A 21655-nucleotide genomic window follows, 5' to 3' on the forward strand; every position below is an offset into this window, starting at 1 on the left:
CTCTTCTCTCCTTGGGGGAGGAGTTTCACATATGAAAAAATGGTTCGTCATGATTTTGATGTCTGTTCTTGTTATGTCTACGATCTCAGTAGCTCTAGCTGATAGCGATGGAAGAGGGCATAAACATGGTCATCATAAAAAGAAACATAAAAAGGATTTTAAACTCGGAGTAGAAGTACTATTAGATGATGAAAAAGAACTGATCGAGGGGAAGAACGTTGGTTTGATCACGAATCCAACGGGTGTCGATCAAGAGTTAACTAGCATCGTTGATCTCCTGCATCATGATTCTGATGTGAACCTTACTGCCCTTTATGGACCAGAGCACGGGGTACGGGGAAGTGCACAAGCAGGAGAATACGTTGAGTATTATACAGATGAACAGACCGGGCTTCCTGTCTACAGTTTGTATGGAGAAACTCGTAAACCTTCACCTGAGATGCTTGAGGGGATCGATGTCTTGCTTTTTGATATTCAAGATGTAGGAACGCGTTTCTACACGTACATTTATACGATGGCTTATGCGATGGAAGCAGCCGAAGAAAATGATATTGAATTTATCGTTCTTGATCGTCCAAATCCTCTTGGAGGAGAAGGTGTTGAAGGGCCAGTACTGAACGATGAGTATTCTTCTTTTGTAGGAAAGTATGAAATTCCACTTCGTCACGGCATGACGGTTGGGGAGCTTGCGAAGCTTTTCAATCATGAATTTGGAATCGGTGCAGATTTAACCGTTGTTGAAATGGAAGATTGGGACCGCGATATGTACTATGATGATACAGAACTCGAGTGGGTGTTGCCTTCGCCTAACATGCCAACGTTCGACACAGCACTTGTCTATCCAGGTGCTGCTCTAATAGAAGGCACAAATGTATCGGAAGGGCGAGGAACAACGAAGCCATTTGAATTGATCGGTGCACCCTATATCAATTCAAACGAACTCGCTTCTGAATTAAATCATCTCAACCTGCCAGGCGTTGATTTTAGAGCAGCGTCATATACACCATCTTTCTCAAAACATGCAGGCAAACTAACACACGGGGTGCAAATACATGTGACAGATAAGGAAGAGTTCAAGCCTGTCATCACTGGGTTGAATCTTGTCAAAACGATTCACGATCTTTATCCAGAAAACTTTGAGTTTCGAGCAGAAAACAGTAGCGGCGTTTCATTCTTCGATCTTCTTGTTGGTAATGGATGGATACGAGAAGCAATCGAGCAAGGTGAAAGCGTGGAAGATATGCAGGAGAGATGGGAAGATGATCTAAAGGATTTTAAGAGGGTTAGGGGAAATTATTTGTTATATAAATAGTTTCAAAAGGCACTCGTGGCAAGGAATCGCGAGTGTCTTTTATACGTGTTTGTAACAAAACTTCATGAAAAGTAGTTGAATAATAAATAAAACTTGATACACTAGAATAAACTTATTAGAAAATTCCATTAAATTAAGGAGGGATAACATGATGAGCGGGGGATTAATCAGTATTCATGAATCGATGGCATCTCTTAAACCTTCCGAACGAAAAGTAGCAGAGTACATTGTTAATCGTCCAGAGGAAGTGATCAACCTTTCTATTCAAAAACTGGCACATCGGACAGAAGTGAGTGAAGCTACAATCATTCGCCTTTCTCGAACGCTTAACTATAAGGGGTTTCAAGAATTGAAGCTTCGAATTGCTGGCGACCTTGCTAAGAAACAGAGCAGTAATTCTTATCAGGAAATTTCAATTGATGGAACCGTTGATTCTTTCATCGCTAATATCTCCAATAACAACATCCAATCGATCAATGATACACTCTCCGTTCTTTCACGTGATGAGGTGGAGAAAGCGATCGAAGTGCTTGGGAAAGCGAGAAAGATCGCATTATATGGTATTGGAGCATCTGGATTGATCGCGCAGGATTTTAAACAAAAGCTTTCAAGAATCAACCGATGGTGTGAAGCAGCGGTTGATTATGACTCACAGGGAACCATAAGCGCGAACCTTAGTGAGGAAGATGTGGTGTTTGGCATTTCGTATTCAGGTCAAACGAACGATATTATTCAATCGTTGAATATTGCGAAAGAAAATGGAGCAACAGTTATCACGCTTACGAAATATGGTGCGAATCCAGTATCAAAGCTCGCTGATATTAAGCTTTTTACTAGCTCACTTGAAAAGAGCATTCGAAGTGGCGCGATGAGTTCACGCATTTCGCAGCTTAATGTAATCGATATTTTGTACGTTGGTTTAACAAGCCGGAATTATAATGAAAGTGTTGCTGCACTCGAGCGCACTCGAAAAGCTGTGGAGCATTTGAAAAAGCATGTTTGATCAGTATCTTAACCAGTTAGTTAAAGATAATGAACTGCCAGGCGCAACCCTTCATGTTCAACATTTAGGGAAAACGGTGTTTCATAAAGCTTATGGAACTTATCTTGATCGCCATAACAACGTAACTAGCATATCGAAAACCACAAAATTTGATATCGCTTCTCTCACAAAAGTGATGGCGACCTTACCTTCAATCCTCTGGCTACTCGATAACAGCTCATTAGATTTAGACCATCCTATACAGACCTACATACCAGAGTTTAAGCATCGAGACGTTACAATTAAACACGCCCTTACACACACGGGTGGCCTCCCAGCTGATCTTCAACATATGAAAAGGAGCGAGAGGAGACCAATATTCGAGGAGATCGTTGCATTACCTCTTGTTCATAAGCCTGGGGGAAAGGTGCTTTATAGCGATTCAGGGATGATTTTACTTGGGAAGGTGATTGAAGAAATAACTAGTCAACCGTTGTCGACTTTCACAGAAACCTATCTTTATCGGCCGTGGGGACTTTCTTCTACAGGTTTTCACCCAACTGGGGATACGATCGCATCTACTGAAGCGTACGGTGACTCCTACATTCAAGGTGAAGTTCATGACGAAAAAGCACTTCATCTCGGTGGTGAAAGTGGGAGTGCGGGACTGTTTTCAACTGCGTCTGATGTTGGAAAGTTTGGAAACCTATTTCTTTATCCAGAACAGCAACGTGTCTTACAGGAAAAGAGAATCCTACAGGCTCAGAAACATGTAGTGCATAATCGCGGACTTGGATTTGAAGTATGGAGTGGCAAAGGAGCGGAGCTATCGTGTGGGAGTTGGTCGATAGGGAGCTTCGGTCATACAGGTTTTACAGGAACAAGCTTATGGATCGACCCTGTCAGGAAACTCGTTGTAACATTTTTGACGAACATCGTTCACTATGGAAGAAAACATAATATGAAAGTGATTCGACCACATCTACATTCATTAATACATTCAACTTTTATTAAGGGGGAGTAATAGCATGAAAAAAATGAAAGCGATTTCTTTTATGGCGTTGTTATCGATACTTCTTGTGGTTTCGGCTTGTAGTAGCACGAACTCTGGTAGTGATGGAGGAAGTGAGGACGGGGCGACTTTAACAATTGGTAGTTGGAGAACGGAAGACAAAGCAAGTTATGAAAAGGTCATCGAAAAGTTCAATGAAGAATATCCAGATATTAACGTTGAATTTAAACCATCGAAAAACACAGAGTACAACACGATTCTAAATACGGCTCTTCAGAGTGGGGAAGGTCCAGATGTTATTCATCTTCGTCCTTATACCCCGGGGATTGAACTAGCTGACGCTGGTTACCTTGAGCCGCTTGATGGACTCGAGGGTCTTGATCAGTACCCAGAAGAAACACTTGCTGCTTCGAAAGGGACAGACGATAAACAGTATGGTGTCCCGTTAAACATAAGTACAACGCAAATGTTTTATAACAAGAAAATCTTTGAAGAGTTAGGTCTTGAAGAACCAAAAACATGGGAAGAGTTTATGACTTTGAACAAGACGTTACAGGACGAAGGATATACTCCTATTTCTCTCGGAACGAAGGAAGGGTGGCTCTTATCTCTTTCTCACGGAATTATCGGACCCGCACACTACGGAGCGAATGAATTTGTAGATGAGATCACTGCAGGAGAGACAGATTTCACAAGTGACGAATTTAAAAGCTCAATCGAAGCATTAGATGAATTAAAGCAATTCTTCCCTGAAAACTATGAAGGTCTTGGGATGGAAGATATTCGTACGATGTTCTTTACCGGAGATGCTGCGATGTTCCCACTAGGTAGTTGGGAAATCGAGGTGCTTCGTGAAATGAATCCTGATCTTGAGCTTGGTTTCTTCCCGATGCCTTCAGCAGTTGGAAAAGAACCAACGATTACGACATGGGTAGACGGTTCTTATGCGATCAATGCAAATTCAGAAAATAAGGATGCGGCTAAGAAGTTCCTTCAGTTTATGACGACAGAGGAGTTTGGAGAGCTGTTTACGGAAGAATTCAAAATGATTAGTGCGATACCTGGAATTGAGTCGGATGATGAGCTTGTAAATTCGCTTGGAAAAGCGGTAGAAGAACAGTCAACACCATACATGATGCTTGTTCACTTCGCGGGTGGTAATCCCTCAACGAAAGCTACAATTGAAACAGAACTCCAGGGCATGTACTTAGGTGAACGTTCTCCTGAGGATGTTGCAAATGCTGTTCAGGATAGCGCGAAGTCATGGTATGAACCTCTAAAATAATGTACAAGGGGCGGAGAATATGAAACCAGCAATGCATAAACCTGTGACAGTGAAAAAGCAACGGAACTGGAAAAGGTGGACGATTCACCTTTTCCCTATTCCCGCCTTGATTATTTATGGGTTATTTATTGTTTATCCGTTATTTGCTGCACTTACATACAGTTTCTTCGATTGGAAAGGAATCGTTAGAGGTGAATTTGTTGGACTGAAGAATTTCAAAGATTTATTCACGCTCCAACCTTTTTCAGATTTGTTTTGGAATGCCTTCGGTCATAACATCCTGTATTTTGCTCTTCAGATGGTTTTCCAAAATGGTCTTGCCTTTATTCTTGCTTATATTATTTATAAAAAGGTTCGTGGTTCTGAGTTTCTAAAAATCGCTTACTTCCTACCACGGCTCCTTTCAGTCATTGTTGTTGGCTTCCTATGGAAACTGATTTTGAATCCGAATTATGGAGCTTTGAACGTTATTCTAGAAAAGGTCGGATTAGAACATCTTGAAAAGGCATGGCTTGGCGATCCTGATACGGCTCTCATTTCTATTATTCTCGTCAATTGTTGGTATGGTCTCGGATTTGGCGTTCTCATCTTTCTTGCCGGGTTTCAATCAATTCCGAAAGAGCTGTTCGAGGCTGGAAAACTCGACGGGGCAGCTGGTTTTGCGATGATTAGAAGAATTGTTTTACCACTAATGGTGCCATCGATCATGATTATGACGGTGTTAACGTTTATTCAATCGTTTGAAGCCTTTGAACTCGTGTATGCGATGCAAGGTTCACAAGGAGAACCTTACCATTCTACTGATACGCTCGCAGTATATTTTTATCGACTTGCCTTTGGTGGTTCAGCGGGTGGATCTACCACCGCGGTAGGTCTCGGTTCAGCACTTGCGGTCGTGTTGTTTATTTTCATCTCGTTCTTTACAGCACTGTACCTGAAGTATATGCAGAAAAAACAAGTGGATCTTTAGGGGGGATATGATGAAGAATACAATTTGGTCAAAGCCTTTTTATTACGTCTTTGCATTTTTAGTCGCATCGGTCAGCATCTATCCGATCCTATTAATGATTCTATCTTCTTTTAAAACGAGTTCTGAAATTTTCACGAATCCACTCTCGTTACCAGAAACGTTTACGTTAGATACGTATAAAAGCTTGCTCGAACAAGTGCCGTTCATGACGTATTTCATGAACAGCGTTCTCGTAAGTGTGGTGTCTGTGACACTGATTCTCGTCACGTCTTCACTTGCGGCATTTTATATCGCACGCTTTACATTTGTATGGAACAACATGATCTTCTTTTTCTTTCTAATGGGTATGATGCTTCCTATTAAACTTGGAATCGTACCACTCTTCATATTGATGAAAGACCTACAGCTATTAAATTCACTATGGTCATTGATCTTCATGTATGTGGCAACAGGAATTCCTTTATCCGTGCTTATTCTGACAGGCTTCTTTAGAACGATGCCACGGGAGCTCGAGGAAGCTGCGAGAATCGATGGAGCTGGAAACCTTCGCATTCTATGGAATGTCGTCTTACCACTGATGAGACCAGCACTAGGAACAGTGATGATTATTCAATTTATCCAATCATGGAATGACTTTTTCTTTCCGTTGATCTTTATTACGGATGATCTAAAACGAACGATACCAGTCGGCATGCTGTCACTCTTCGGTGAGTATTCAGCTGATTGGGGAGCTCTTTTTGCAGGTCTTACACTTGCTTCGTTACCGATGATCGTTCTGTTCTTCATTGCTTCAAAACAATTTATGGAGGGACTTACACAAGGTGCGATCAAATAATATGTACTATATCGGAATCGATGGTGGTGGAACGAAAACAGAAGCGTTACTTTGCGACCGAGAAGGAACGATATTGGCTAAAAGCATAGCGGGATCTACGAATATCAAATCGCGTTCAGAAGAAGAGGTTCGTAAGGAAGTTCTACAGGTGATAACATCCTTAACTTATAAATTAGTACAACGTGAGATTGTAGCGATCTATGTATCGACGGCTGGAGGCGACAGGGTAGAGGATCAGGAACGTTGGGGAAAATGGTTACTTGAATGTTTACCAGATTTCAGCGGATCGATAACGGTTACGAACGATGCCTACGGCGCACTTGCAAGTGGAACCTTTTCAATGGAAGGAACCGTCCTAATCGCTGGGACGGGGTCGATTGCTTATTCGATCAACCCTAATAAGGCACCTGTTCGTGTTGGAGGTTGGGGATATCTATTTGGGGACAATGGAAGTGGCTATGATATAGGGAGACAGGCCTTGAAAGTTCTTGGCGACATGCATGATAACGTACAAAAATTAGATGAAGAATTCGTTGGAAACGTGCTTACTTATTTGACGTTGAAAAGCGTTCCTGAAATCATTACCAGCATTTATGAAGGTGATTATCCTAGATTGAAGATCGCATCTTTAGCTAAGTGTGTCATCAAGCTTGGAGAACATGGGAATCCTACTGCACTATGTATCCTCGATGATGCTTGTGAAAGTCTCATGAAACTTGTAAAAGTTGTTCATAACGAGACGAGCTCAATCGTATTATGTGGAGGCCTGTTCCAGTCAGCATTTTTCAGAAAGACGTTTGAAAGAAAGCTAAATGAAAGCTTTGTGAAACAAAAAGTCGCTTATCCAGATTTGTCACCTGCAGTAGGGGCATGCATTTGCGCGCTGCTTACTACTGGTTTGCTCACTGAAAGAATGAAAAAAAATCTAACGTCGTCCTATCATGCGATTAAGGACAGCTATGCCTGATGGAGGTACAGATATGACGGATGTGAACAACATGAATACAGAAATGAGAAATAGTAAATCAGAACAACTTCATCAATTTTCAACTTTAGAGATTATTGCGTTGATGAATGAAGAAGATCATCATGTGCCTTCAGTAGTGAAGGGGGCTCTCCCCCAGATCGAGAAGGTCATCGATCAAGCGGTTGAAGTCATGAAGAATGGAGGTCGACTCTTTTATTTTGGAGCGGGTACGAGTGGTCGACTTGGCGTTCTTGACGCTTCTGAATGCCCACCAACTTTTGGAGTTGCGCATGACCTTGTGAATGGGATTATCGCTGGTGGCGACCGAGCCCTTCGCTTCCCAATCGAAGGGGCGGAAGATAGTGCTGAGACAGGAGCAGCTGATGTTTATAAACATGTGGGCTCAAAGGATATGGTTGTCGGCATAGCGTCAAGTGGAAGAACGCCTTATGTTCTAGGTGCAGTTAATGCCGCAATCAAACTGGGCATCCCAACTGCTGGAATTGCATGTAACATCGGCTCTGTTTTATCACAAAAAGTTACATTCCCAATCGAGGTACCGGTCGGACCTGAGGTGGTCACGGGGTCCACGCGTTTAAAAGCGGGGACAGCGCAGAAAATGGTACTGAACATGATTACAACAGCTTCCATGATCAAGCTTGGGAAAGTGTATCGAAACCTCATGATCAACGTACAAGCTTCAAATGAAAAACTTCGTAAACGTGCTGTCTCGATTATTCAGGAAATCACTGGTGTTAAGGCAGAAGAAGCTAGTAAAGCGAGTGAAAAGGCCGGTGGTGATGTGAGGGTTGCCATCGTCATGCTTTTACTAGGAACTGATGTTGATATTGCTAGAGCTTTGTTGAAGAAAAAACAAGATAATTTAGTGGAGGTAATAAAAGAAATTGATAAAGCTACTTAGTTTGTTTGCTAATAAAAGATTTCCTGATATAAGGAAGTCTTTTATTAGAATTAAGTTATTAGCTGTTGACTTGTTCTTTATATAGAACTAAAATAGTACTATATAAAGTTACTGTGATTCAGACCAAAAGAACCATTGTTAAGTACGAACTTCGTATACTTTTTGCTATCTAATAACAACTATTTGTTCTCTTTAATGAAAGTTGGTGCTTATGTTCTTAAATAGTTCATTCCATTTAATATAAATAAAAATCAGAAGGAGACTTTCAAAACATCCCAATACAGGTTGATCAGTACCACTGAATAATTGGAGGTGGAGATAATGGTAAATTCAATAAGAAAAGCTATGACTCTTTTCGACGTTAAAGATAAAAGAAAGTTAGTTGTTTTGTTATTAATGATGATTATTGCTGCTTTATTTGAAACTTTAGGTATAGGGTTAATTATCCCCTTTGTAGGTATCATTACAAACCCTGAAGTTATACAGGATATTACTTTCCTATCGAATATATATTCTTTCCTAGGATTTGAATCGACTAATTCCTTTGTTATCTTTTCTGTTATAACCTTTTTATTCATTTATATTTTCAAAAACATGTACTTGCTGATCTTTGAATACGCTCAATATAAGTTGATTTTCAATCAAGAAATCAAGTTATCCGAAAGACTATTTAAAACGTATCTCATAAAGCCATATACGTTTCATTTGCAGAGAAATTCGGCTGATTTGCTAAGAAATATAACCATAGAAGTCCCCAAAATCTTCCGTAAAGTAATTATTTCATCCTTCCAACTTGCAACAGAAATCCTAGTAGCTTCATTCATATTAACTTTACTATTTTTTGTTTCGCCAATAGCTACATTAACCGCGTCCATTATCTTATGCGGAAGTATTTTCACCTTCTTTAAATTCTACAGAACAAAAATTTCGAAATTAGGAGAAGAAGAACAAGATTTAAATGGTTCAATGATTAAATGGGTAAAACAAGGACTCGGAGCTGGTAAAGAAGTAAGGGTAACGGGTAAGGAAGGGTACTTTGTTAATGAATATGCCAATCTAGGAAAAACAATAGCTGTAAATAATAGATCAATTAAGATGTTAGAGTACGCTCCACGACCTTTTATTGAAACTCTTTTAATATCTATTGTATTAGTTACTATGTTGATAATTTTTTATCAAAACCTAGAAACTACACAGGTTGTTTCTACAATGGCATTATTTTGTATGGCTGCTTTCAGACTCTTGCCATCAATAAATAGAATATTATTTGTCATAACTACAATTCGATATAATTATCCAGCTTTATCGATCGTTTATGAAGATATAGAGAAGAATGAGGTGTTATTTCCTCAAAATACGCATGTGAAGGATAAGATGGAAAGTTTCGAAAAAACCTACAAGGGTGCAATATCATTAACCAATGTAAGTTTTAGGTACCCGAACGATCATGCACTCATTATAAAAGATGTTTCTTTAACAATACCTATCGGAAGTGCTGCTGCATTCATAGGAAAATCTGGTGCAGGTAAAACCACTATCGTTGATTTAATTCTAGGACTGCTTACTCCAGAAAAGGGAAAGATAACGATTGATGGGAAAGATATAGATGAACAAAGATCCATTCTCGTTCAAAAAATAGGGTATATCCCTCAAACTATTTTTCTTTCTGATGATACGATAAGAAACAATGTGGCTTTCGGACTAGTCAAGGCAGATATTAATGATGAGGAGGTTTGGAGGGCTTTAGAGCAAGCACAATTAAAGGAGTATGTTCGATCACTCCCAGCCGGTCTGGACACGATGGTTGGAGAGCGAGGATTGAGATTATCTGGAGGACAACGACAAAGGATTGGAATTGCTAGAGCTTTGTATACGAACCCCGAAATTATCTTTATGGACGAGGCTACTTCAGCCGTAGATAGCGAGACGGAAAATGAAATAATGAGAGCGATAGATTTATTAAAAGGACAAAAAACCTTAATCATCATAGCTCATAGGTTAAGTACAATAAAGAACTGTGATTTCATTTTCGAAATGGAGAATGGTGAAGTTACTTCAGTAGAAAAGAACTTTAAAGATTGGGGACAGGTTCATGCCTAACACTGTTTATGATTCTACTATGTATGTTTATACAGTATAATTATATCAGGGTGTTCTTTATAAGGAACGAAAAGGAGTTTAAAAGAAATGGGGGGTTATTATGGAACTAGAATTACAGGACATTATTAATATCCTCAAGAAGAGAATAAAACTAATTTTGATAATGACAGCCCTTTTTGCCATTATGTCTCTGGTCATCAGCTTATTTGTCCTTAAACCACAATATGAAGCTACTGCAACGATACTTGTTCAATCTCAAAATCCAGATGCAAACGAAAGCTATTCAAATGTTATTACAAACCAGAATTTAGTCGTTACTTACGAGAAAATCATGAAAAGTAACAGAATAGCAGAAAAGGTAAGAAAAGAACTGAACCTTCCATATTCAACCGAAGATCTTCTCTCGAACGTTTATACAAGTTCAGATCAAGACTCCTTGATAACGTCAATTACAGTTAGAAATGAAAAACCAGAAGATGCAGCTCGCATATCAAATACATTTGCGACTACTTTTCAAAAAGAAGTTCCTTCGCTTATGAATATCAATAATGTGGCAATTTTAGACAAAGCAACTTTTGTTGAAGATCAACAACCTGTTTCACCCAATATTGTAATCAACACACTAATTGCTTTGCTTCTAGGCGGAATACTAGGTATTATCATTACTTTCCTTATTGATTTTCTAGATCAAACAGTGAAGTCAGAAGAGGAAGTAGAACTTTTATTACAAATCCCTGTTCTTGGAATCATCCCAAAAGTAGATGAGTATCAGACAAAACCTCTCCACAAATCAATATGATAAAAACTAATAATACTATTAGGAAATAATTTATAGATTAATATATATTCTGCGAAAGGGTGTAATACCTATGAATACAAAGTTGGATAACAAGATAGCGTTCGAAAGTTCATGCGAAGATTACGTACTTAGAACAGAGGCAAATGCTTTATCATCACCCAGGTGGCATGAATTTAATGAGGCGAAATGGGGTGTGAAAACACATAAAATTGCGGTTTCTGAATCCGCAAAAAAGTACCCATGCATAGAAGGAACCTTTTTTCTTAACAAAAAAAACCAGATTGTACAGCCACCCTTAAATGCTTATACCCCTATATTATTCAAATCGACCCCTACTAACTCACCACGTCGCTTATATCATCAAAGATCGCGGTTATCTGAGAAGCTTATCCACCATATGCTCGATATCGGAGTTTCTAATAATGTTCTATTTCTTCCAACGGATTATACGGATGTAAGACCTTGGAAATGGGCGAATTTTGATGTGGGTGTAAGGTATACATTCCTTATGAATTTTCCATACTCAATTGAAAAAGCCGGTCCCAGTGTGAGGAGTAGATACAGAAAATTATGCCAAAATGGATTTAGAGTAGAGAGAACCAACGACATGTCTTTAATTTATAATTGTTTAATAGAAACAGAGATTAGAAACGGTTTTTCACACTCACTGTCTTTAAAGGATTTAGAATTGGCACAGGATATCATGGGTGAAGATATGATGCGGTCTTATGTAACCTATTCTCCCGATGGGAAGCCAGTATCAGGGTCTGTTGTTTTGCATAAAGAAAATGGTAGAGGAATTTCCTGGTTGGTAGGATATAAGCGAGATTATGCACAAGATTCCCCAAACACTCTGATGGATGTGTTCTGTTTTAGCGATCTGCACAAAGCAGGGGCAACAGGAATTGATCTAGTTGGTGCCAACATGAAGAGTGTTGCAGATAATAAAGCAGCTTGGGGAGGCGAAATGGTTCCTTATTATACAATTGAATTGAATAGTTGGAAAACTGTAGCTCGCTCCATAAGAGATTATGTGCGATGTAAAAATACGTTAAGGAGTAAAGTTTAACATGTTTATTCTTTACCACCCACCAAACAGCTGTGCAGAGAGACTGTATATCTATGAGTTATTTCTTCAAAGGTTTTTAGGTTTTTCGTTTCAAATGGTAGAAGAAGAAAGAAATGACTTAAGGATTACATTGAAAGGAGGGGGTGATAAAGAAATCGTTGTTAACGACATATTTTTTAAAAAATATGAAACGAATTGGCTGTTAAAAGAATCACTTCCAAAAACACCTTTAGAAAAGTGTGATATCTTTGCTGAAATAGGAGGTGATTTTCCAGCAACTCCTGTTATTTACGGCGAGCAAGTAACTAATAATAACTTTATTAAACGAGAAAGAAAGTTAATTAAAGTTGGTATAGATCTTTTTGGAAGCTCTTTTTATATGTTAACTAGATACGAAGAGCTTGTTATAAAGACCCGTGACAAACATAATCGTTTTCCGGCTTATGCTTCTTTAGCTTATAAAGAAGGATTTCTTCATCGTCCCATTGTGAATGAATACTTAGAAATACTATGGACTCTAATAAAAATACAGTGGCCAGAGTTAGTGAGAAAGGAAAGGTCATCTAAGGTTTTCTTAAGTCATGACGTGGATTGGCCATTAACTGTTAGTAAAAACCTGCATAAAACTATGAAGAGTATGACTGGAGATATTATTAAACGGAAGAACTATCTTCTCGCAAAGGATAGGCTTACTTCTTATTTCAATTTACATCTAGGGAAAACAACTAACGATGTATTCAATACTTTTCATTACTTAATGAGTAAAAGTGAAAGCAGGGGCTTTAAAAGCGCCTTTTACTTTATTACTGACCGAACAGCAGGGGATGTCGATGGGAATTATTCAATCCAATCAAATTGGATAAAGTCCTTGCTGAGGGAAATTCACAACCGTAATCATGAAATCGGACTTCATCCTAGTTATCTTACTTATCAAAATGGGAAACAACTATCATTTGAGCTTAAGAGACTTAAAAAGGTTTGTGAAAATGAAAATATACCTATTGATGAAATAGGAGGAAGACAACACTTCTTGAGATGGGATCCTGAGGTAACCTGGAAATTATGGAATGAAGCAGGTCTTCATTATGATAGTACGTTAAGTTATGCTGAAACCCCTGGATTCAGGTGTGGTATATGTTATGAATTCCCGGTTTTTAACATCGTTACAAAAGAGAAACTAAGCTTGATCGAACGTCCTCTTTTAGTGATGGAAGTTTCATTACTTAATAAGGAATATCTTTCTTTGTCACATAACGATGCGATGGAGAAAATTTTAAATATATATGATGAGTGCACCAAATACAATGGAGACTTCACAATGCTTTGGCATAATAGTCAATTAGCCCATCACAATGAAAGAATGCTATATGATGATATTATTCAAGCTCTATGAGGAGGATATATATGAAAATATTAGTAGTATCTTATTATTTTCCTCCCTATAATACAATAGGCGCTATTAGGGTGAGTAAAACAGCGAAGTACCTTAAACAATGTGGACATGAAGTTAAGATCCTCACTGCCAAAAATCAAACCTTACCACTAAATTTATCTCCAGATTTATCAAATAATGATGTGTATGCAACCTCATGGATTAATGTAAATAAACCTATTGAGATCCTACTCGGTGGGAGTAGAAAGGTAGCTTATGAAGGATATACATCACATAAAAAGTTTTCATTATTAAAGAAACCTGGTTATGTTTACAGGGAACTTCTTAATTTTCCAGATGGGCAAATCGGTTGGTATCCATATGCATTAAAAGAAGGAAAGAAACTAATTGATGATTGGCGTCCAGATATAATTTTTGCAAGTGCAATGCCCTTAACTTCCCTATTAATAGGAAGCAAACTCTCAAAGATATATAAAATTCCATGGGTTGGAGAACTAAGAGACTTATGGATCGACCATCATGCCTATCAGCATAGTACCATCAGGACTAAATTAGAAACCAAATTTGAAAGAGAAATTCTATCTACCGCGTGTGGGTTAGTTACAGTTTCTGAACATTTAGCGGATCAAATTAAGAAGAAATATAATGGTCCAGTAAAAGTTATATTAAATGGATTTGACCCAACAGATTATGAGGGTGAAATGACAAGTTATAAAGCACCTTATCATCCTAAATTAAACATCGTTTATACTGGGAAAATTTACGAAAGCAACCAAGATATCACTCCATTACTTAAGGCTCTTTCCATTCTTAAAGGTACCAGGTATGAGAATAAGATAACTATTAACTTATATGGGCGAGACTTAAATCACGTTTTTAACAAAGTTTCTTCTTATGGTGTGAATTCGTTCTTTAAAAATAACGGATTCGTAAATTATAAAGAATCTATTATGAAACAAAAAACAGCTGATATCCTGCTTCATTTGCTTTGGAATGATGAAAAACAAAAAGGAATATATACTGGAAAATTATTTGAATATTTTGGGGCAAGTCGCCCAATTCTTGGCATAGGAACGAAAAATAATTTAGCGGCAAAATTAATTATTAGTAAAAAAGCAGGTATGGTGGTTGATGATCCTATTATTATTGCTGAGCAACTAAAATCACTTATTAAAGAAAAGGAAAATAAAGGGTTTATAGAGTATCACACATCCGACGATAACATTGAGTTAACGCGGGAATTTCAAACAAATAAATTGATTACGTTTATCAATGAGTTGCTGGGGAGAAAGGGAGTGGAAAGTGGAGACAAAGTCAAACACTCGTAGCTTCTTTTTACTAATGTTGGGCATTCTCTTATCTATTAGTTCAATCGTATATATTGAACCTTCTCCTTATGATTTACTACTAATAGTATTAGTAGTATGTAGTTTCTTTGCTCATTATCTGCGGTTTCACAGCAAAATTTTATTACCATTATTACTAGTAGGTCTATTTGTATCATGTAATTTAATATCCATGTTTACTGCTATGGATTTGAGATATTCATTAAATTATTTTTTAATTACTTGTTACCTAGTGGTTGGTTGGATATTTTTTATCGGTGTTATTAACTATTATCAATTTAAAGCCGTTCATGTAGTGTTTAATGGATATTTAATAGCAGCATTACTGGCAGTAGCTTTAGGATTATTAGCTTTTTTTGGCTTAATTCCTGGTGAGGAGCTATTCCTAAAATATGGACGTATAACATCTCTTTTCAAAGATCCAAATGTTTATGGGCCATTTCTTGTACCATGTGCTTTGTTCGTCTTGATGAAAAGTGAGAAAGAAAATACAATAAAAAGAAATTTCTATATTTTGCTATTTTTAATAATCAGTATTGGTATTTTAATGAGCTTTTCACGGGCAGCGTATGGAAATTTCTTGATAGCGTTGAGCCTCTTTTTAATCTTACCTGGTGATACTTCATTAAAAAATAGGATGAAAACAATATCTATACTTCTTTTCCTATTCGTGCCGGTAATAGTATTTTATATCTTAACCAGTGATATAAATGACTTTCTCGTACAACGCTTTGGTTTTCAAGCCTATGATAGTGAACGTTTTTCTACTCAAGCTCTTGCGATACACAATGGTTTACTGAAACCTCTAGGAATAGGCCCGGGGCAATCAGAATTATTACTTGAATATGATCCGCATAGTTTGTTTGTAAGAGTCCTAATAGAAAATGGTTGGATAGGGTTTCTCTGCATGGTGTCATTTCTAGGAATCACATTATTAAAATCGATATACAATAATTTCTCCGAAAAAGGTACTGCGCGAGCATTTTCAGCACTAGTTACTGCTGTCTTAGTCGGATTAATTTTCAACAGTTTTTTTATCGACACTTTACACTGGAGACATCTATGGTTGATTACAGCTTTACCATGGATGACCACTACAGTTGTAAAAGTTGGTGTGGAGGAAACAATCGAGAGGAGATTCAGACATGAAAATCGCATTTCTGATCACTCATTGGGATAACATAGGTGGAGCTCAAATTCATGTTCGTTATTTAGCACGATCGTTAGTCTTGGATGGTCATTCAGTTTATTTACTCGTTGGTGGTAAGAATCCTCCATTCATAATGAAAGATGAGTATGGGATAGAAGTTTTGAAAATAGAAAATTTAGACCGAGAAATTAATCCAATCAAAGATTGGCGTTCTTTAAAAGAGTTAAAAGAATCCTTAAGAAAGATTCAACCCGATTTATTAACGATTCATTCTTCGAAAGCTGGTTTACTGGGTAGATTAGTAGCTGATTCGTTGGAAGTACCAGTTATCTTTACAGCGCATGGGTGGTCTTTTACAGAAGGAATTCAAACAGGTAAACGCATAATATATATTATTGCTGAGAAACTTGGATCGTTATTATCATCAAAAGTTATAACCGTATCCGATTATGATCGAAAGTTAGCATTGTCACATAAAATAGCGACTCCCTTAAACATCCAAACAATCCATAATGGGGTAGTAGATGTTTCAAATGAATTATATGCAAATCCCGAAAACCATCCTCCACGCTTAACAATGATTGCAAGGTTCCAAGAGCAGAAGGACCACGCTACATTAATTAACGCACTTTCCGGTTTGCGTCATTTGGAATGGGAATTAAGTTTAATAGGAAATGGACCATTATTAGAAAATATAAAAAAGTTAGTCGCAAAGAATAATTTGGACAATAGGGTCCATTTTTTAGGGGAACGCGAAGATGTTGAAATGCAGCTCTCCAATTCTCAAGCACTATTACTTATTTCCAAGTGGGAGGGCTTACCTCTAAGTATACTTGAAGGTATGAGGGCTGGTTTACCTGTAATAGCTTCTGATGTTGGAGGAGTCAGTGAGGTTCTTCATAATGGTGAAAATGGCTACTTAATTCCAAGAAATGGTGTAGATGAGCTTCGAAATTCACTTGAAGAAATTATCACTGATCCTATTCTACGAAAAACACTTGGTGACAATGGTAGAAAACATTATGAAGAAAACTTCACTTATGAACTTATGTATAAGAAAACATTTGATGTTTATAGTGAAGCTGTTAAATCCAAAAATCAGAGAGTAGAAGTGAAATTTAATGGTTAGAGGGGAGGGTGAGCATATGAATGCATTCGTGCTCGTTGGTATGGGGAGCAGTATTTTATTATACCTACAGCGTAATGATCCTTTAATAATGGATATTTTAATAGTAGAAAACTATTTCATGATATTGAATTTCTTATTGCTTTTGAAAATATTAATCGATGCTAAGTCCCCTATTAAAGATATGTTAGAGGACAATAAATGGAAAGTTATTTATTACCATGTTTTGCTATTAGTTGAAGCTTTTTGCCTTACCTCTCCAAACTTTTTAGGTTTACTTCTACTGACAACAATAGGTTTGATTATTTATATAAAGTCTCAACACGTAAATAGCACCGGAACTTTTAGCAATGGCAGGTCTCTATTAATAATAGGATCTGATGAAAGGGATTTTTCATATCTTGCGTCCTATTTTGAGACTCATATCGAAAAGTCATGGAGGATTGAAGGGTGCATCGATACTGATACTAGCGAGGTGGAGGCAAAGTTATTAAATGCTAGTTCGGTGCTAATAAGTAATGACAGTCCCATTAAAGAAGATATATTTCGGAAATGCAAGGATGCAGGTAAGGAAATTTTAATTGTACCAAGTTGGTCAGATATACAAATGATTAAAAGTCGGCCAAAACGAGTTGGAGATATGCTTTTAATATCCTATGGAAAAGCAGGTTTAACAGATTTACAAAACATTCTCAAGCGTTCCTTTGATGTCTTTGTTTCGATTTTCCTAATAACGATTCTAAGTCCAGTCGTTGTATTGTTGATTTTCGGTATTACAATAACGTCAAGTGGAGGGCCTCTATATAAACAAGTAAGAATAGGATTTCATGGTGAATTATTTACCATATATAAATTTAGAAGTATGATACAAAATGCCGAAAAATTATCTGGTCCAGTATTAGCGCGTGACAAAGATCCAAGAATCACCTCTATCGGGAAATTTATGCGACAGACTAGGTTAGATGAAATACCTCAATTATATAATGTATTAAAAGGAGATATGAGTTTAATTGGACCGAGACCTGAAAGGCCCTATTTTACAGACCAATATATAAAAACCATTCCAAATTTCACCGATCGCTTACTTGTCAGACCTGGTATAACCGGGTTGGCTCAAATAAATGGTAAATATACTACAATACCAGAAGATAAATTACGGTTCGATCTCATGTATATATTGAATTACTCATTCGCTCTTGATGTGAAAATACTTATGCGCACAATTGGGATTGTATTTCAAAAGCAAAAAGCTACTGGTATTGAAGATACGGTTCTCGCTCAAAAAGAGACAGCCTCACACAATTAAGTTGGATACACTAAAAAAGCCCTCTGCAACTTTGCAGAGGGCTTACTGTTATTACATTAAATCCATCGGTGATTCATCAAAATAGAGCCAGTGGAAGTATTCGATTTCTGCATCAGACATTCTCAGAACCTCATCCCTATTCATTGTCGTTTTGTTCGTCAAACGTTCAATAAATTGGTTTCTTGCTTTCTGGCTCATTGTAAATCCTCCCTGTATTGTTAAGCGAATCACTAGTGTAATCGCTTTCAATTTATTAATCTTATTATATATCTCAAAATGAGATCAATACAATACCGTTTCGAGATATATCGTATGTAACCGATGTGAAAATGTGATGAGAGTGAACGACCGTTCAGGGAATTTGTGCTAAAAATAAGAATGTATGTTCTTTTTGTGGTAAAAAAGACTTATCGAAGAGATCGTCACGAGCTTTCCTTAAATATGAGATTTATAAAATTTTTAAACAAAATGCCTATATGGATCTCTAATGATAAAATGAAGTATCAAAAGCTACCAATTCATACATAGAAGGTTGTGTTTAGATGGAATGCTTAGGGTGTCGATTAGCTAATAAGAAAGAACCTGTACATGTCGTATATGAAAATGAATTTGTTTGTTGTTTTTTAGATCATGAGCCATATAATGAAGGTCATGTTATGATCTTACCAAAAAAGCATTTTCATGATGCGGATGAGCTTGACGAAAATACTGCTAGTGCGATTATGAAAGCTTCTATACTATTATCAAAAGCTGTCAAAAAAAGGTGTGCTCCAGATGGCATTACCATCTGTCAAAATGGTGGCATATTTAATGAACTATCGCATTATCATATGCACATCGTACCAAGGTACGAAGGTCAATTATTTTCAACGTTTTATATTGAGGATGGAGAAGTCTGTATTGAGAGCGAAGATAAGCTAGCAAAAAACAGGAAACAATTAAGTAAAACTATTCAAGAAATAGAAGCTACTGCTTAGTTAAAATCAATGAGATCGATTGATTTCTATACTTCTATTTGAATTCTTTCATTCTTTCAAAGCGAACGTATTGCATTACATAGGTGCTTCAGATTTCGAATATACCCGTGTTACGATTTATGTGAGTTAATGTACAAGAATGCAATAGTATTTTAAAAAGGGAGAATGTTATGCCTGACTGGACTTATCATCCATTATTCAAACCATGGTTAACGAGATTAGCACCCGGAAAATCGAGAGAGTTCATTTATAAAAGCCTGGGGTTGATATCTACTTTTTTATTTGGGCGTATGTTCATAGAAACACTAGGTCATTTAAAACCTCCAAGCGATATAGGCTCGACAGTTGACGGAGTTAGATATTCAAGTCCTGTAGGGATTAGCACACGACTCGATCCTATTGGTAGTGGCGCGAAAAGTTTCTCATCACTTGGCATCAGCGTCATTGAAGCAGGACCAGTTTCTCATGCAAAAAATGAACAGAGAGATCCAGGTGTTAACAGAGAACAAGAAGAGATATGGTTCCCATTTCCAGAAAACACACAAACGGTTGAGGAGTGCAGTAAACAGATTGGTAACTTTGGTGGACCGGCGATTATAACTATTGATGTTCAATTGAAGGGTGAAGAAATCGTTGAGGTTATCAATCAACTGAGTGATGTAGCTGAATCGTTTGCTATAAGTATTCAGCAAGCTCAGGAGTTAAAGGATGTAACGCTGAAGAAGAACCCGAACCTCTACGTAATTCAGACACTGCCATCACTTTCTGTTGACCTACTCACCTTTCTATTACGATCAAAAGCAGTCGACGGTGTTGTTTTAGAACCAGTAAAGAGATCGAATAAGAACTATTTTACGGAGAAAAAAGGTGCAAACAAATCGCTCGTGGAAGCTGTTCAAACGATTCGGAAGAACGTTTCTCAAACTTGCACACTTATCACTAAGGGGGGTGTATCTGAACCTGGTCACGCAAAAGACCTTTTCAATAATGGTGTTTCCATCTGTTTATTAGAGGGAGGGTATGTATTTGCTGGTCCAGGTTTACCAAAACGCATCTGCGAACTTCTTTTACCAGATCGTTTAGAAGCTCAAAACCCTCAGGGAGCACGCTATGGTATGTGGTTTGGAATTACAATCTTATTCGCAGGAATACTTGCATTGTTATTTAGTATGACACGAATTATCCTTCCATATGATGAAGCCTTTTTAGGAATGACAAAAGCAGAAATTGCTGCAATCAATCCTCAAATTCTAGCGTTTATGGCACACGACAGGATGACGTTAGCAGGCACAATGATAAGTGGAGGAGTTCTTTACATACAATTAGCGAGGTATGGCTTAAGGAATAAAATTATGTGGGCGAATAGAAGCTTTCACATTGCTGCTATAACAGGTTTTATTGGGATATTTTCTTTTATAGGATATGGATATTTTGACTGGTTACATGGGTTGTTTTGGTTGTTGCTGTTACCTATGTATGTCCTATGTTATCGACATACTCGGCAATCAGTTGTTCATCCTGGGTCGATAAACGAAACGAACCATTATGCATGGAGAAAAGCAAATTATGGTCAATTACTATTTGTGGTTCTAGGTGTATTGATATCTGTGGGCGGACTTGTAATCATGTTTATCGGAATGACAGGTGTTTTTGTTCCAACAGATATCACTTTCTTATGCATGACCCCAGATACTATGCAAAACCTCAATGACCGACTTATTCCTGTTATCGCTCATGACCGGGCTGGCTTTGGAAGTGCACTCGTTAGTGTAGGTATCTTAGTGTTATTTATTTCATTATGGGGATTTCGAGAAGGTGAAAGCTGGGTTTGGAACACGCTGGCTGTAGGAGCACCACCTGCATTTCTAGCAGGCATCGTCACTCATTTTGTTATTGGATACACTTCGTTTTTTCATCTTCTTCCAGCATATCTACTGGTAGCCATCTATGTCTTAGGGCTATATTTCTCTTATCCATATTTAAAGAAGCGAGGTTCATAGGTAGTGTTTGATAGCAGTAGAAAAGACTCAATTTATTGAGTCTTTTCTACTGCTTTTTGCAAAGGAGCTAAATAGCCCCTTATACTTTTTCCCCATTCACAAAA

19 protein-coding genes are annotated in these 21655 nt (G+C 37.6%); 18 read left to right on the plus strand and 1 reads right to left on the minus strand.

Translation table 11 applies throughout. The features are described 5' to 3' along the window. Window positions 1–31: 31 nt before the first annotated feature. From SJY16_RS03120 to SJY16_RS03195, 16 genes are all read left to right on the plus strand, one after another. Window positions 32–1312, plus strand: coding sequence for an exo-beta-N-acetylmuramidase NamZ family protein (locus SJY16_RS03120; protein ID WP_377887618.1), 1281 nt, complete (start codon window positions 32–34; stop codon window positions 1310–1312). A gap of 148 nt (window positions 1313–1460) precedes the next feature. Further along, window positions 1461–2315 carry a MurR/RpiR family transcriptional regulator gene (locus tag SJY16_RS03125; protein WP_377887619.1) on the plus strand — a complete coding sequence of 285 codons (855 nt, stop codon included), beginning with the start codon at window positions 1461–1463 and terminating at the stop codon, window positions 2313–2315. Then, window positions 2308–3318 (plus strand): serine hydrolase domain-containing protein, encoded by a 1011-nt coding sequence (locus SJY16_RS03130; RefSeq protein WP_377887620.1) that lies wholly within the window; start codon window positions 2308–2310, stop codon window positions 3316–3318. The genes SJY16_RS03125 and SJY16_RS03130 overlap by 8 nt, the downstream gene beginning before the upstream one ends. Window positions 3319–3331: 13 nt before the next feature. After that, on the plus strand, window positions 3332–4591 hold the full coding sequence (locus tag SJY16_RS03135) for an ABC transporter substrate-binding protein (RefSeq protein WP_377892035.1): 1260 nt from the start codon (window positions 3332–3334) through the stop codon (window positions 4589–4591). A gap of 19 nt (window positions 4592–4610) precedes the next feature. Beyond that, on the plus strand, window positions 4611–5561 hold the full coding sequence (locus SJY16_RS03140; RefSeq protein WP_377887622.1) for a carbohydrate ABC transporter permease: 951 nt from the start codon (window positions 4611–4613) through the stop codon (window positions 5559–5561). 10 nt (window positions 5562–5571) lie between these two features. Beyond that, window positions 5572–6396, plus strand: coding sequence for a carbohydrate ABC transporter permease (locus SJY16_RS03145; protein ID WP_377887623.1), 825 nt, complete (start codon window positions 5572–5574; stop codon window positions 6394–6396). Then, window positions 6383–7363, plus strand: a complete 981-nt coding sequence (locus tag SJY16_RS03150) for a BadF/BadG/BcrA/BcrD ATPase family protein (protein ID WP_377887624.1) — start codon at window positions 6383–6385, stop codon at window positions 7361–7363. Before SJY16_RS03145 ends, SJY16_RS03150 begins: the two co-directional genes overlap by 14 nt. A gap of 13 nt (window positions 7364–7376) precedes the next feature. Continuing rightward, the gene (gene murQ / locus SJY16_RS03155; protein ID WP_377887626.1) at window positions 7377–8285 is read left to right on the plus strand and encodes an N-acetylmuramic acid 6-phosphate etherase; all 909 of its coding nucleotides are present in this window, start codon (window positions 7377–7379) and stop codon (window positions 8283–8285) included. A 321-nt stretch (window positions 8286–8606) separates the two neighbouring features. After that, complete coding sequence (locus SJY16_RS03160) at window positions 8607–10385, plus strand: ABC transporter ATP-binding protein (protein ID WP_377887627.1); 1779 nt, start codon at window positions 8607–8609, stop codon at window positions 10383–10385. A gap of 100 nt (window positions 10386–10485) precedes the next feature. Further along, complete coding sequence (locus tag SJY16_RS03165; protein ID WP_377887628.1) at window positions 10486–11184, plus strand: YveK family protein; 699 nt, start codon at window positions 10486–10488, stop codon at window positions 11182–11184. 70 nt (window positions 11185–11254) lie between these two features. Next, window positions 11255–12253, plus strand: coding sequence for a GNAT family N-acetyltransferase (locus SJY16_RS03170; RefSeq protein WP_377887630.1), 999 nt, complete (start codon window positions 11255–11257; stop codon window positions 12251–12253). 1 nt (window position 12254) lies between these two features. Then, window positions 12255–13646, plus strand: a complete 1392-nt coding sequence (locus tag SJY16_RS03175; protein ID WP_377887631.1) for a polysaccharide deacetylase family protein — start codon at window positions 12255–12257, stop codon at window positions 13644–13646. 11 nt (window positions 13647–13657) lie between these two features. After that, window positions 13658–14974, plus strand: a complete 1317-nt coding sequence (locus tag SJY16_RS03180) for a glycosyltransferase (protein WP_377887632.1) — start codon at window positions 13658–13660, stop codon at window positions 14972–14974. Next, complete coding sequence (locus SJY16_RS03185; RefSeq protein ID WP_377887633.1) at window positions 14949–16172, plus strand: O-antigen ligase family protein; 1224 nt, start codon at window positions 14949–14951, stop codon at window positions 16170–16172. The genes SJY16_RS03180 and SJY16_RS03185 overlap by 26 nt, the downstream gene beginning before the upstream one ends. Beyond that, a complete protein-coding gene (locus SJY16_RS03190) occupies window positions 16138–17271 on the plus strand; it encodes a glycosyltransferase family 4 protein (protein WP_377887634.1) in 1134 nt (377 codons plus the stop codon). The genes SJY16_RS03185 and SJY16_RS03190 overlap by 35 nt, the downstream gene beginning before the upstream one ends. 16 nt (window positions 17272–17287) lie before the next feature. Next, entirely contained in the window at window positions 17288–18574 is a 1287-nt protein-coding gene (locus tag SJY16_RS03195) for a sugar transferase (RefSeq protein ID WP_377887635.1), read from the plus strand. A 51-nt stretch (window positions 18575–18625) separates the two neighbouring features. On the opposite strand, the gene SJY16_RS03200 is transcribed toward SJY16_RS03195, so the two are convergent. Next, the gene (locus SJY16_RS03200) at window positions 18626–18772 is read right to left on the minus strand and encodes a BH0509 family protein (protein ID WP_377887636.1); all 147 of its coding nucleotides are present in this window, start codon (window positions 18770–18772) and stop codon (window positions 18626–18628) included. Between the two features lie 344 nt (window positions 18773–19116). On the opposite strand from SJY16_RS03200, the gene SJY16_RS03205 reads away from it, so the two are divergent. Both SJY16_RS03205 and SJY16_RS03210 read left to right on the plus strand, forming a co-directional pair. Next, the gene (locus SJY16_RS03205; RefSeq protein ID WP_377887637.1) at window positions 19117–19551 is read left to right on the plus strand and encodes an HIT family protein; all 435 of its coding nucleotides are present in this window, start codon (window positions 19117–19119) and stop codon (window positions 19549–19551) included. A 170-nt stretch (window positions 19552–19721) separates the two neighbouring features. Further along, window positions 19722–21551, plus strand: coding sequence for a dihydroorotate dehydrogenase (locus SJY16_RS03210; protein ID WP_377887638.1), 1830 nt, complete (start codon window positions 19722–19724; stop codon window positions 21549–21551). Window positions 21552–21655 lie beyond the last annotated feature (104 nt).

It is taken from the genome of Alkalihalobacillus sp. R86527 (genome assembly GCF_042466185.1).
Lineage (GTDB): Bacteria > Bacillota > Bacilli > Bacillales > Guptibacillaceae > Guptibacillus.